The sequence below is a fragment of the Devosia sp. YR412 genome (assembly GCF_900110945.1).
Classification (GTDB): Bacteria; Pseudomonadota; Alphaproteobacteria; order Rhizobiales; family Devosiaceae; genus Devosia.
In genome coordinates this window covers 21,372-34,569 of sequence record NZ_FOFL01000006.1, presented here as the reverse complement: position 1 = coordinate 34,569, position 13,198 = coordinate 21,372, and the positions used below count along the sequence as shown (strand labels likewise).

Here is a 13,198-nt window from a genome sequence, read left to right as displayed (position 1 = left end):
CGCGCAAGTCGATTGCCAGCTTCTTCATCGCCCGACCGATCTTTGCCATGGTGCTGGCGATTGTAGTATCGCTGGCCGGAGTGGTCGGCGTCTATACGCTGCCCATTTCGCAATATCCCGAAATCGCCCCCACCACGGTGCGCATCAGCGCCACCTATGCGGGCGCCAGTGCCGAGGCGGTGGAGAATTCGGTGACCACGGTCATCGAGGCCGCCATGACCGGATTCACCGACCTGCTCTACATGCAGTCGAGCTCGTCGACCGGCTCGTCCAGCGTCACCCTGACCTTCGGCACCTCGATCGATCCCGACATTGCCCAGGTGCAGGTGCAGAACAAGCTGGCGCTGGTGGAGAGCCAGCTCCCCGAATCCGTCCAGGACTCGGGCCTCAGGGTAAACCGCTCGGGCGACAGCATCCTGATGATCGGCAATATCATCTCGACGGACGGCACCTATACCTCCGACCAGCTCTCCGACATCATGTCGTCGACCATCGAACCGCGCATCGAGCAGGTCGAGGGCGTTGGCGGCATCCAGTCCTTCGGCTCGGGCTATGCCATGCGCATCTGGCTCGATCCGCTGTCGCTGGCCGAATATGGCCTGACGCCAGCCGATGTTTCGTCCGCCATTCAGCAACAGAATACCCAGGTCTCTGTCGGCACGATCGGCGCGTCGCCCACCGTCGACGGCCAGCAATTGCGCGTCACCGTGACGGCGCAGAGCCTTCTGCAGACCACCGAGGAATTCCAGAATATCATCATCGTCTCGGGCGAAGATGGCGCAACGGTTCGGCTCAAGGATGTCGCCAAGGTCGAGCTGGGGCTCGAATCCTACGGCATGAGCGCCACCTTCAACGGCATGCCGGCCGCCGGTTTTGGTGTGCAGCTGTCGAGCGGCGCCAATGCCATCACCACGGCAGAAAACGTCCACGCAACGCTTGATAGCCTCGAGAGCGCGTTGCCCGATGGCGTCGAGATCGCCTACTCCTACGAGACGACGCCCTTTGTCGAACTGTCGATCGAAAAGGTCGTGCATACGCTGATCGAGGCCATCGTGCTGGTCTTCATCGTGCTCTTCGTCTTCCTGCAGAATTTCCGTGCCACGCTGATCCCGATGATCGCCGTGCCGGTGGTGCTTCTGGGGACATTCGGCGTGCTGGCAGTGCTGGGCTATTCGATCAATACGCTGACCATGTTCGCCATGGTGCTGGCTATCGGCCTGCTCGTCGACGACGCCATCGTGGTGGTGGAAAATGTCGAGCGCATCATGAGCGAGGAGCATCTTTCGGCCCGCGAGGCGACCGAGAAGTCTATGGCCGAAATCACCGGCGCGCTGATCGGTATCGCTCTGGTGCTGACCGCCGTGTTCATCCCGATGGCCTTCATGTCCGGCTCGGTCGGGGTGATCTACCGCCAGTTCTCCATCACCATTGCCACCGCCATGGTGCTCTCGGTGCTGGTCGCCATCATCCTGACGCCGGCGCTCTGCGCCATGATGCTGAAGCCGCATGACCCTACGAAGAAGAAGCGCTTCCAGCTCTTCGGCTGGTTCAACCGCGGCTTTGCCAGGCTGACCGGCGGCTATGTCGGCACGGTGGGCTATCTGGTGCGGCGGCCACTGCGCATGCTGATTGTGTTCTTCGCCATCTCGGGCGGCGCCTATTATGTCTACACGCAGATGCCGACCTCCTTCATTCCCGAGGAAGATCAGGGCGTGCTGATGACCATGATCAACCTGCCCACGGGCGCCAATGCGGCCCGCACGCAGGCGGTGGTGGATCTGGTGGAAGACTATTATCTCAATGTCGAATCCGCGGCGGTGCAGAGCGTCTTCATGACGGTCGGCTCCGGCTTCGGCAGCGCCGGCGAGAATGCGGCCAGCGGCTTTATCCGGCTCAAGGATTTCTCCGAGCGGACCGATCCAGAGCTGTCGGCCTCGGCCGTCTCGGCCCGGGCCTCGGCCTATTTCGCCAGGATTCGCGACGCCAATATCTTCGCATTGGCCCCACCGGCCATCCAGGGCCTCGGCCAGTCGAACGGCTTTTCCATGATGCTGCTCGACAATGCCAATTCCGGCACCACGGCCCTGGGCGAAGCCGCCAACCAGATCGCTACCAATACCCAAGGCAGCACGCTGGTCAGCAATATCCGCGGCAACACCCGCGAACTGGATAGCCAGCTCAAGGTGACGATCGACCAGGAAAAGGCCGGGGCGCTCGGCGTCGATCTTGCATCGGCCAATGCCCTGTTGCGGGCGGCCTTCTCGGGATCGACCGTCAATGACTTCGTCTATGACGGCGAAATCAAGCCGGTGATCATGACGGCCGCTGCCGACTACCGGATGCAGCCCGACGACATCAAGAGCTGGTTCGTGCGCAACAATAGCGGCGAGATGGTGCCCTTCTCGGCCTTTGCCACGACGTCCTGGGAAAAGGGTTCGGCCTCGCTGAGCCGCTTCAACGGCACGCCGGCAATCTCGATTAGCGGCGCACCGGCCACCGGCGTGAGCTCGGGTGTCGCGATGGACGAGATGGAGGCGCAGGCCGCGGCACTCGATGGCGGCTATGGCGCGGCCTGGTCGGGTCTCTCCTATCAGGAGCGGCTCTCCGGCTCGCAGGCGACCATGCTCTATGCCGTGTCGATCCTCGTAGTCTTCCTCTGCCTCGCCGCGCTCTACGAGAGCTGGTCGATCCCGTTCTCCGTCATCCTGGCCGTCCCGGTCGGGGTCTTCGGCGCCGTTGTCGCCGCCCATACGTTCGGTCAGTCCAACGACGTCTATTTCAAGGTGGGCCTCCTCACCACGATCGGCCTTGCCGCCAAGAATGCCATCCTGATCGTCGAATTCGCCAAGGATCTGGCGGGGCAAGGCCGGAGTACCATCGAGGCTGTGCTGGAGGCGGCGCGCCTGCGCCTGCGTCCCATTATCATGACCTCGGTGGCCTTCATTCTCGGTGTGCTGCCGCTTGCGACGGCCACCGGCGCCGGCTCGGGCGCCCAGAACGCCATCGGTATCGGCGTCTTGGGCGGCATGCTGGCGGCGACAGCGCTGGGGATATTCCTCGTCCCGGTGTTCTTCGTGCTGATCCGCCGCGAGCGCAAACGCGCCTGAGGCGGCTGGGGCCGGAGCGGGATGCACCCCGCTCCGGCCCTCCTCGCCCAGAATACCGGGCAAAAATTGCCGCTTACTCGGCAATTAATTCCTACTAAATACTTGAAAATACTACGTTTTTCTCCGCCTGATTTCTCTTCCTGGTCCGTTTCAACCTCAAGGTCCGAATTGTCATCCGACACATGCGTCATCTTGAGGAACAGTCATGGCTCTGGCACTGCAACAGCCCCCGGCGAATTCGACACGTCATGCGGCGCGGGGTTCGGCCATGACTAATCCGGCCCTGGCGCCCGAGCGTCCGCTCGATGCCGATGACCTGTTGCTGGCGCGGATCGCCAATAATGACGAAGTGGCGTTTCGCGCTCTAGTCGAACGCCATGTCGACCGCGCCTATGCGCTGGCCCTGCGCATCCTGCGCAATGCCGCCGATGCGGAAGATGTCGCGCAGGACGTCATGCTCAAGGTGTGGACCCATCGCGGCAACTGGCAGGCCGGCCGGGCGCGCTTCTCGACCTGGCTCTATCGCGTCGTCACCAACCGCTGCCTCGACCTGCATCGCCGCCCGCGCACCGAGGATATCGAACAGGTTCCCGAAAGCGCCGACGGCCGCTCCGATGCAGTCGACGATATTCACCGCACCGAAGTCACCAGCCTGCTCGACCGGGCCATGGGTCGGCTGCCCGAGCAGCAGCGCATTGCGCTGATCCTGAGCTATACGGACGACCTGCGGAATGCCGAAATCGCCGAGATCATGGAAACCACAGTGATGGCCGTGGAGAGCCTGCTCAAGCGCGGACGCCAGCAATTGCGACACTTCCTGGCCAATGCCGAAGGCGACATCCGCGACTCGTTTACCCGCGATTAACCATAAATTCGCGGTCGATCACGCGGCTTGCCTGCTCGCCCCGGCTGGCCCGTTGAACACTGTGCGCATGATCGCGCAGGGCGTCCCCAGAATGAAGGGACGCGTGCCAACCATCCCCAGGAGTAAGGCTGATGCCCGTCATCTCGACCAATATCGCCGCCAATTCGGCGATCCGTTACCTCAATATCAACTCGGCCGAGCAGACCTCCTCGCTGAGCAAGCTGGCATCCGGTTCGCGCATTTCGCAGGCCTCCGATGACGCGGCCGGCCTTGCCATCTCCACCCGCATTTCCTCCGACGTCACCGCGCTGACCCAGGCCGCCACCAATGCCTCGCACGGTATTGCTGTGCTGCAGACCGCCGATGGCGGCGCCGCCAATATCACCGACATCCTGCAGCGCATGAAGTCGCTGGCTTCGCAGTCGGCGTCGGGCACGGTCACCGATACCGAGCGCGTCTATATCGATGCCGAATTCTCGCAGCTGATCGACGAAGTCGACGGCATCGCGACCTCGACCCGCTACAATGGTTCGAGCCTGCTCGACGGCTCCAGCGACTTCTCCGGCGCCGGTGTTTCAGTGGTCGTCGGTTCCGACGCTGCGGACACTATCCAAGTCTCGATCGCCACGCTCAATGCCTCGGGTCTTGGCCTCTCGACCGATACTGCAACCGCCGCCAAGTTGACCGGCACCTCCAGCACTGCCGTGACCCTCGCAGCCGGCGCCGAAGCGACCTTCGAGGTCAATGGCGTCTCGGTCTCGATCGGTGATGACACCAGCACCGGCTCGCAGTCGATCAGCATGCAGGACATTGCCGACGCCATCAACGCCGCCAGCGGCGTCGGCGCGACCGCCTCGCTCAGCGACACCGGCACCCTGGTGCTGACCAATGACGCGACCGGCGCCGATGAGGCCTTGACCGTCGACACCTTCGCCGGGATCACGGCGGCACAGCTCGGCCTTGCCGATGGTGCCACTGCGTCGGGTGCGGATGCCGGCAATCTGTCGGTCAGCACGCAGGCCGGCGCCACCGCCGTCATTGAAGCCATCGACGTGGCCATCGACAAGGTCTCGCAGGCCCGCGCCAATATCGGCGCCATGGAGTCGCGCTTCTCGTTCCGCTCCGACTCGATTGCCACCAGCATCGAAAACCTGAGCGCCGCCAATTCGGCCATCATGGATACTGACGTGGCTTCGGAATCAGCCAAGCTGGCCGCCGCCAAGGTCATGACCCAGGCCGCCGTGGCCGCCGCCGCGCAGGCCAGCCAGATGCCGCAGGATCTGCTCAAGCTGCTGCAGTAATCCATCCCATACGGCAGGCCGGTCTTCGGCCTGCCGACAGGAGTTGAGCCAGAATGGCGACCGTCAGCAGCACCACCAGCACCACCGCCCTGATCTCCAGCTCGCTCTCCAGCAGCACGGCGGCAGCGACAAGCTCGACATCCGATATCGACTGGAATGCGCTGATCACCCTGGCCGTCGACGCCAAGCTGACCAAGGCCGACAGCGTCGATCTCAAGATCACCGCCAACGAAACCAAGATCGCTGCTTATACCGAGATGCAGACGCTGCTGACCGGTGTCACGACGGCTGCACAGAAGCTGCGGGCAGCCTCGGGCACCTCGCTGGCCTCGAGCAATGTGTTTCTCGGCCGCGCGGCATATCTGACCGCCAATGGCAGTGTCGATGCGGCCAGCAGCCTGGCCGTGACCGTCGAGACCGGCGCCGAGCTTGGCAATCACGACGTCACCATCAGCCAGCTCGCCAAGGCGCATAAGCTGGCCGGCACCGCCCAGACCAGCAAGACCACTGACCTGGCGCTGGATGGCGTGTTGTCGATCGGTACCGGCGCAAACCTCGCCTCGGTCACCATCACCGCAGACATGTCGCTGGCCGAAATCGCCGAAGCGGTCAACGCCGTCTCCGGGACCAGCGGCGTGCAGGCCAGCGTGCTAGGCGTTTCCAGCTCGGACTACCGGCTGGTCCTCACCGCAACCGAGACCGGCCTGCCGATCACTGCGGCCAGCACTTATGGCGACGATGTCCTGCAGACACTGGGGCTCACCGATGCCGATGGCGGTTTCGCCAATGTGCTGCAGGTGGCTCAGGCCGCGATCTTTACCGTCGACGGCATCACGCTGACCCGCACCAGCAATGATGTGAGCGATGTGCTCTCGGGCGTGACGCTGCATCTGTACCAGACCACGGCAGCCGACACCTCCATTGGCGTCGAGGTCGGCACCGATCTCGGCGCCGTCAAGGAGGCGGTGGTCGCGGTGGTCGATGCCTATAACGCCTACCGCGATTTCGCCTACGCCCAGCAGCAGATCCCGACCAGCGACAATACCGACACCACCTCGCTGTTCGGTGATGGCACGCTGCGCAATGTCAACGCCGCCATGGCCCAGGCCATCACCACCAGCATCGGCGCAGCAGGGATGGCGCTGTTGGGGCTAAGCCTTGATTCAACCAATCGGCTCGAGCTCGACGAGACCGTGCTCGACAGCGCGCTCCTCACGGACCTCGACGCCATCAAGGACCTGCTGACCTTCCAGATGACATCCTCGAGCACCAGCCTGATGCTGCTGGCGCGTGGCACCAAGGATATCGGTGATTTTGACCTCAACGTGGTCACCGATAGCAGCGGCGCCCTGGTGTCGGCCGATATCGGCGGCGACGCTTCGCTGTTCACCATCAGCGGCACGCGTATCATCGGTGCGGCCGGCAGCAAATACGAGGGCTTCAGCTTCGTCTATGCCGGCTCGACCAGCCAGACCATCAGCGTCAGCACGCAGACCGGCATCGCCGAACTGCTCTACAACACCGCCAATGGCGCGGCCAATGCCAGCAGCGGCACGCTGGCCACGCTGATCACCGAGCTGGGCGATTACAACAACACGCTGCAGGCCAAGTCGGACACCATCCGCGAACAGGCCGAGACCTATCAGACCAATCTGACCAACCGCTACGCGCAATATCAGGCAGCGATCGAGGCCGCCGAGGCTTCGCTCGACTACCTGACGACCCTTATCGACACCTGGAACAGTTCATCATGAGTTTTGCCCACAACCAGGCCATGTCTGCCTATCGCACGGCCGCCGCGCAGGTGCCGCCCAATGTCGCGGTGGTCAAGCTATACGACCTGGCGATCCGCTCGATCCGGCTGGCCATCGTCAGCCTGGGCGAAGGCAAGGTGGAAGACACCTATATCGCCGTCAACAAGGCCTGCCAGGTGTTGCGGGGCCTGACCAGCAACCTGCGCTTTTCGCCCGACAATGACATGGCCGATACGCTCAAGAGCACCTATGTCGCCAATATGATCGCGCTGCACACCGCTTTCGGCAAACCCGACGCCGCCCGCCGCTACGCCCAGATCGCCGAGGGCCTCCTTGAACTGCGCAATGCCTGGGCCGATATCGCCGGCATGCCGCGGGCAAAATCGCTGCTGCAACGCTCGACTTCAAATGCGGTGCGAACACCGCTATGAACAGGGCTTAGCCGGTCAGGACGCGAGGAGGGCGCCATGACGTTGCAAGACTTCCAGGACGCGCTCGACAGCTTTGGGCCACGGCTTGAACTATGGCCGGAAGACCAGGCCGAAGCGGGCTATGGCATGCTGGATCGCTCGGCCGAGGCGCGCGCTGCGCTCGCTGAGGCCAAGACGCTCGACCAGCGTCTCGACAGTCTTTTGGCCTCTCCTATCCGCGCGCCGTCGGGCATGGCCGACCGGTTGATGGCCAAGGTCATGGTTGATCTGCCGACTGCCGAGATCGTGCCGTTTCCAGCGCGCGTTGCCGTCCCTGCCCAACCGGCGAAACCCGCATGGACGATCTGGCCACCGGCACGTGGCTCGATGATTGCAGCCGCCGCCATGGTGGTCTGCTTTGTCGGGGGAATACTGGCGGTACAGACGGTTTTCCCTGGCGGGTCCGACAGCGAATCTCTTTATGTTTCCGCCATCTACAGCGACCTTGCCTGGTAGAGGCAGCGGTCTTTTTCAGGGGAACGGATGTCTCCGCTCCGCATCGCGCTTTATGTCTCGCTCGGCGTCAATCTGTTCATCGTCGGCTGGTGGGTCGGCGATGTCTGGCGCCGTCCGCCGCCGATGGAGCCCCGTCCGTTCAACGTCGCCGGCATCGCCCAGCAGCGGCTTGATCCCGCCACCATGGATACGATCGGGCCGGCGCTGGCCGCGATCGACACCGCCCTGCGCTCGGGTTTCGAGGAACGCGACGCGATCTTCGCCGAGCTGCGCGAGGCCGTTACCGCCGAGCCCTATGATGCTGATCGCGTCGAGACCCTGCTGAGCCAATTGGTCGTGCAACGCACCGCCACCGAAGAGGCGCAATGGGACCTCGTGGGGGATACATTGGCCAAGCTGTCGCCGGCCGATCGAATTGCTCTGGCCGACATTATTTTCCTCCGTCCGGGCGGCAACCGGCCCCCCAAGCCGGGCGACATGCCGCCCCCGCCGATGGGCAATCGTTAACCTCTCGTTTACCTTGATTAACAGGCGGTAACTGCTTCCAGCAGAAGCATTTTTACCGCCTGATTTCTCGACCCCGCCCGTTTCATCACTAGTCGGCACCACGCGTGCCGGATGAACCAAATGCGGGGCCATCATGAGCATTTCTGCGGTTTCGTCGACCACGACGGCCACCACCACTGCGAGCACGTCGAGCAGCAGTTCGACCAGCTTTTCATCGCAGGATTTTCTCTCGCTGCTGGTTGAACAGCTGCAGAACCAGAACCCGCTCGAGCCGACGAGCACCGACAAGGTGCTCGAGCAGATGATGAGCTATGCCAGCTATGGCCAGCAGTCCGACACCAATGCGACGCTCGAAAGCATTGCCACCAAGCTGGACAGCATTGCCAGCGCGCTCGACATTTCGGTCTGAGCCGCGCCATGAGCCTCTCCGGTGCCATCAGTTCCGCCGTCTCCGCCCTCAACGCCCAGAGCGCGGCGCTGGCCAGCGTCTCCAACAATCTCGCCAACTCCTCGACCATCGGCTACAAGGCAGGCAATACAAGCTTTGCCAGCCTGGTGACCGGCGACTCCAAGGTCCAGTCCGCCACCGGCGGCGTGACCTATTCGCCCCAGGCCAATGTCGGCCTGCAGGGCCTGCTGACCAGCTCCACCGTCTCGACCAATATGGCGATCTCGGGCGATGGCATGTTTGCCGTCTCGTCCGACCCCGACTCCGGCGATCTGCTCTATACTCGCAATGGCGAGTTCACTACCGACAGCGACGGCTATCTGGTCAGCAATGGCCAGTATCTCCAAGGTTGGAAGACCGATGCTGCCGGCAATATCATTGGCGGCACCACGGCCGGCAGCCTGACCGCCATCGATACGGATTCGATCTCGACCATCGCTGCGGCGACCTCGTCCGCCTCGATGATCGCCAACCTGCCCGCCGAGGCGGAAATTGGCGCCACCTTCACCAGCTCGATGGAAGTCTTCGACTCGCTGGGCACGGCCGCGATCACCACGATCAGCTGGACCAAGGCCGCCGAAAATGAGTGGACCGCCACCTTCAGCAATCCGGTGCTGTCCTCGGACGCCACGCAATCCGTCGGCACGGTGACCAGCAGCCCGATCACCCTGTCGTTCAACGAGGACGGTACCCTCGCCGGCACCAGCCCCGCCGTGGCCTCGCTCAGCATTGCCGGCTGGAGCACCGGTGCAGCCGACAGCGCCATCACGCTGAACATGGGCACCGCCGGCACCGCCAGCGGCCTCAGCCAATATTCGACCGGCGCCTCGTCGCTGACCGTCTCGTTGGAATCCAGCCAGGATGGCGTCAGCTATGGCAGCCTGTCGGGCGTCAGCATCGGCGACGATGGCTCGGTCTATGCCAGCTATTCCAACGGCATGCAGATTTCCATCTACAAGGTGGCCGTCACCACCTTCAACAATCTGAATGGGCTGACGGCGCTGAGCGGCGGGCTCTATGCCCAGAGCTCGGCCTCGGGCACGCCGGCCTATCACGTCTCGGGCCAGGGTGGCGCCGGCACGGTGTTCGGCAGCCAGCTCGAGGCCAGCACCACCGATACCAATCTCGAATTCTCCCGCATGATGGCGGCCCAGCAGGCCTATTCCGGCGCGGCCCAGGCCATTACCGCGGCCAATGCCATGTTCGACACGCTGATCAGTGCCGTCCGATGATCGAAGTCAAACTGACAGACGCTGATCGCGCCCAGTTCCGGCGCGTCGACCGCCTCGCTCGCGAGGCGCGGGAGACGGTTTTAACCGACACGCCGCAGGACCGCTGGCTGGCGCTGTCGCTGCAGCAGCAATTGCGCGCGGTGATCGACGAGATGAACCAGATCAGCGGCGCCATCCGCTTCGAACTTTCTGCCTCCCGCCTGCGCTCCAAGGCCGCACAAGCCTATTGCAAACGGAACTGACCGCATGACCACGCAAGATGCCGCGCACATGACGACGGAGCAGCTGATTGACCTGGTGTCGGCGCTGACCCAGCTGATCCGCGAGGAAAACCTGCAGCTGCGTCAGGGTGCGCCCGGCTCGCTGGCCGCCACGCTGGCCCTCAAGATCAAGCTCGGCAATGAACTGTCCAAGCTGCGCCATGCCAGGCCCGCAGGTCCATTTGGCATTGGCGGCGATGCCGAGCAGAAGCGCCTGCTGGCCGAGCATAGCGCGGCCCTGCGCGACGTAATGAACGAGAACAGCGCCAACCTGCGCAGCGCCATGGTCTCGACCCGCCGCCGGGTCGACGCCATCATGCGCGCCCTGCGCGAGCAGGAAATGCGCCCCGGCCGATATGACAATTCGGGCCGCCGTACCGCATCGCTGCAGCCTGTGCCGCGCAGCGGACGCGTGGTCTGACCATGTCCTTCGCGGCGATCCGCAGCACCGCCTATAGCGCGCTTTCGGCGTCGCAGGTGCGCACGCAGATTGCCGCGAACAATATCGCCAATGCCGATACTGCCGGCTATTCGACCAAGTCTGCCAGCCAGAGTGCGCTGCTCTCCGGCACGCTGGGCACCGGCGTTGCCATCACCGCCATCACCAGCGCCGTCAGCAAGTTCCTGCTCAGCGATCTGGTCTCGGCCACCAGCACTGCCGGCGCCAGTGACATTGCGCAGAGCTTTGCCCAGTCGATCGCCGACCTGATGGGCTCCACCTCGAGCAGCACCGGCAACGGCACCTCGCTGGCGCAAAGCCTCGCCGATCTCGAAACTGCCGCAAGTGCGCTGGTCAGCGATCCCAATTCAGATACCGCCAAGGCGCAATTGGTCAGCGCCCTCGACACTGTCGCCAGCCAATTGCGCAGCACCGGCTCGGCGGTGCAGACGTTGCGCGGCCAGGCCGACCAGGCAATTGCCGATGGCGTCGAGACCGTCAACCAGGCGCTCGAAACCATTGCCGGCCTGAATAGCGAGATCGTCGCTGCCAAGGCGACGGGCCAATCCACTGCCGACCTCGAGGACAAGCGCAACCAGGCGCTGCAGGTGGTGGCCGGACAGCTCGACGTCGATTATTCCATCACTGCCAATGGCGCGATGCGGCTCACCACCGGCTCGGGCACCGCGCTGGTCGATTCCACAGTGCATCTGCTCAGCTATGCGCCGGCAGCCCTCGCCACCGCCGACACGGTGTTTTCCGCCATTACTGTTGGTGGTGCAGCCACCAACATTTCCGGCGGCGCGATTGGTGGCCTGCTGGTCGCCCGGGACAAGACCTTGCCTTCCATTCAGTCCGAGCTCGATACGCTGGCCGCTGGTCTCATCGCCAGCATCAATGCCGGCTATGGCGCGACGCTGCTGACCGGCACGGGCGCCAATTCCATCGCCGTCGCTGCCGATATCCTGGCCACGCCGACCGCCCTCGTCGTAACTGACAGCATCGCCGCATCTGCGCTCGAAAGCGCCATCACAAGCAAATGGACTTTCTCCCAGGCCGGCTCGATCTCGTCCGGCGCGCGCAGTTTCGCCGACTATGCCGCCACCATTGTCGGCAATGCGGCCACCGTCTCCAGCGTCGCCAGCGCCCGCAACGAGGTGGCGCAGGCCAGCCTCAGCACGGCGCAATCGGCCATCAGCTCGAGTACCGGCGTCAACCTCGACGAGGAAACCGCCAAACTGTCCGAACTCGAACAATATTACTCGGTGGCGGCGCAGATCCTGTCGACGCTCAACGCCATGTTCGACAGCCTGCTGCAGGCAGCACAATCGGCATGACCATGCGTGTCGCAACCTTCGCCATGAACCGCCAGATGCTTGCGGCCTCGCTCAACACGCAGGCCAAGATGGCCGGCATGCAGCTGCAGGAAGCCTCAGGCCTCGCCTCGACCGATTACACCGGCCTCGGCACCGACGCCCGCAAGCTGGTCAATCTCGAAGTCAGCGCCGCCCGCTCCAGCCGCTACGAGGCTGCTGCGAGCAATGCCTCTACCACCATTGAGGCCACCTACAATGCGCTGGGATCGATCGCCGATCTGCTCAGCAGCTTCCGCAGCCAGGTGACCGCGGCGCAGGGCATCAATGACAGCGCCGCGACGCGCGCCACCCTGGTCGCCAGCGCCACGGCCAGCCTTGCCGAACTCGGCAGCCTGCTCAACACGCAATATGGCGACCGTTCCATTTTTGCCGGCAGCGACGGGAACGGCGCTGCCGTCGACATCAGCGCCATTAGCTTTGACCTCGATACGGTCGACACCAGCTATTACCAGGGTAGCGCCGGCCGGCTGACGGCGCAGATTTCCGAAAACCAGACGCTGACCTATGGCATCAATGCCGATGCCATAGGGATCGAACAGGCGCTGCGCGCTATCGGCAGCGTGGCGCAATCCGGGGATGGCGCAGACCTCGACCTCAGCGCCGTGCTGGAGCTCTTGGTGCAGGCCACTGACGGCGTCGCGACGCTGCAAGGCACCACGTCGATCGCCGCCGCCAGTGCCGAGCGCGCCATCGCCACGCAGCAGGACCTGCAGGACTTTTACAACAATTCGATCAGCTCCCTACGCGACGTCGACGTCACCGCCATCGCCGCCCAACTCACCGCCTACGAGACCCAACTCCAGGCCTCCTATGCAGCTTTGGCAAAGCTCCAATCGCTGTCCATCCTCGATTACCTGCGCTAGCTAACGGCGCCACAGCCCCGCGCGACATCTGCCAGCGTCATCGGACGCGAGGTGATGGGCATTACCGGCTAGACGATGCCGTTTGCCGAACTGTTCGAGATATCAATGAGTTGGACTGGT

13 protein-coding genes and 1 pseudogene are annotated in these 13,198 nt (G+C 63.7%); all 14 read left to right on the top strand.

Features of this window, described 5'->3' with window-relative positions:
* Positions 1-11 precede the first annotated feature (11 nt).
* Positions 12-3,107 carry an efflux RND transporter permease subunit gene (locus tag BM045_RS16635; protein ID WP_092185537.1) on the top strand — a complete coding sequence of 1,032 codons (3,096 nt, stop codon included), beginning with the start codon at positions 12-14 and terminating at the stop codon, positions 3,105-3,107.
* A gap of 205 nt (positions 3,108-3,312) precedes the next feature.
* Positions 3,313-3,972: an RNA polymerase sigma factor gene (locus BM045_RS16630; protein WP_092185262.1), complete on the top strand. Its 660-nt coding sequence runs from the start codon at positions 3,313-3,315 to the stop codon at positions 3,970-3,972.
* 131 nt (positions 3,973-4,103) lie between these two features.
* Positions 4,104-4,649 (top strand): annotated as a pseudogene (locus tag BM045_RS19380) (flagellin); the annotation flags it as partial.
* 123 nt (positions 4,650-4,772) lie between these two features.
* Positions 4,773-5,273, top strand: coding sequence for a flagellin (locus tag BM045_RS19375; RefSeq protein ID WP_348271259.1), 501 nt, complete (start codon positions 4,773-4,775; stop codon positions 5,271-5,273).
* A 53-nt stretch (positions 5,274-5,326) separates the two neighbouring features.
* Positions 5,327-7,027 carry a flagellar filament capping protein FliD gene (fliD, locus tag BM045_RS16620; protein ID WP_092185259.1) on the top strand — a complete coding sequence of 567 codons (1,701 nt, stop codon included), beginning with the start codon at positions 5,327-5,329 and terminating at the stop codon, positions 7,025-7,027.
* Positions 7,024-7,458 (top strand): flagellar export chaperone FliS, encoded by a 435-nt coding sequence (locus BM045_RS16615; RefSeq protein ID WP_092185254.1) that lies wholly within the window; start codon positions 7,024-7,026, stop codon positions 7,456-7,458. The genes fliD and BM045_RS16615 overlap by 4 nt, the downstream gene beginning before the upstream one ends.
* 36 nt (positions 7,459-7,494) lie before the next feature.
* Positions 7,495-7,953, top strand: a complete 459-nt coding sequence (locus tag BM045_RS16610) for a hypothetical protein (protein ID WP_092185253.1) — start codon at positions 7,495-7,497, stop codon at positions 7,951-7,953.
* 27 nt (positions 7,954-7,980) lie between these two features.
* Positions 7,981-8,460: a periplasmic heavy metal sensor gene (locus tag BM045_RS16605; RefSeq protein WP_092185251.1), complete on the top strand. Its 480-nt coding sequence runs from the start codon at positions 7,981-7,983 to the stop codon at positions 8,458-8,460.
* Positions 8,461-8,593: 133 nt separating this feature from the next.
* Positions 8,594-8,869 (top strand): flagellar hook capping FlgD N-terminal domain-containing protein, encoded by a 276-nt coding sequence (locus BM045_RS16600; protein ID WP_092185250.1) that lies wholly within the window; start codon positions 8,594-8,596, stop codon positions 8,867-8,869.
* An 8-nt stretch (positions 8,870-8,877) separates the two neighbouring features.
* Positions 8,878-10,140, top strand: a complete 1,263-nt coding sequence (gene flgE, locus BM045_RS16595) for a flagellar hook protein FlgE (protein WP_092185249.1) — start codon at positions 8,878-8,880, stop codon at positions 10,138-10,140.
* Positions 10,137-10,382, top strand: a complete 246-nt coding sequence (locus tag BM045_RS16590; RefSeq protein WP_092185248.1) for a hypothetical protein — start codon at positions 10,137-10,139, stop codon at positions 10,380-10,382. The genes flgE and BM045_RS16590 overlap by 4 nt, the downstream gene beginning before the upstream one ends.
* A 4-nt stretch (positions 10,383-10,386) precedes the next feature.
* Positions 10,387-10,821 carry a hypothetical protein gene (locus tag BM045_RS16585; protein ID WP_092185247.1) on the top strand — a complete coding sequence of 145 codons (435 nt, stop codon included), beginning with the start codon at positions 10,387-10,389 and terminating at the stop codon, positions 10,819-10,821.
* Between the two features lie 2 nt (positions 10,822-10,823).
* Positions 10,824-12,176: a flagellar hook-associated protein FlgK gene (gene flgK, locus BM045_RS16580; RefSeq protein WP_092185246.1), complete on the top strand. Its 1,353-nt coding sequence runs from the start codon at positions 10,824-10,826 to the stop codon at positions 12,174-12,176.
* Positions 12,173-13,078: a flagellin gene (locus tag BM045_RS16575; RefSeq protein ID WP_092185245.1), complete on the top strand. Its 906-nt coding sequence runs from the start codon at positions 12,173-12,175 to the stop codon at positions 13,076-13,078. Before flgK ends, BM045_RS16575 begins: the two co-directional genes overlap by 4 nt.
* Positions 13,079-13,198: the final 120 nt, after the last annotated feature.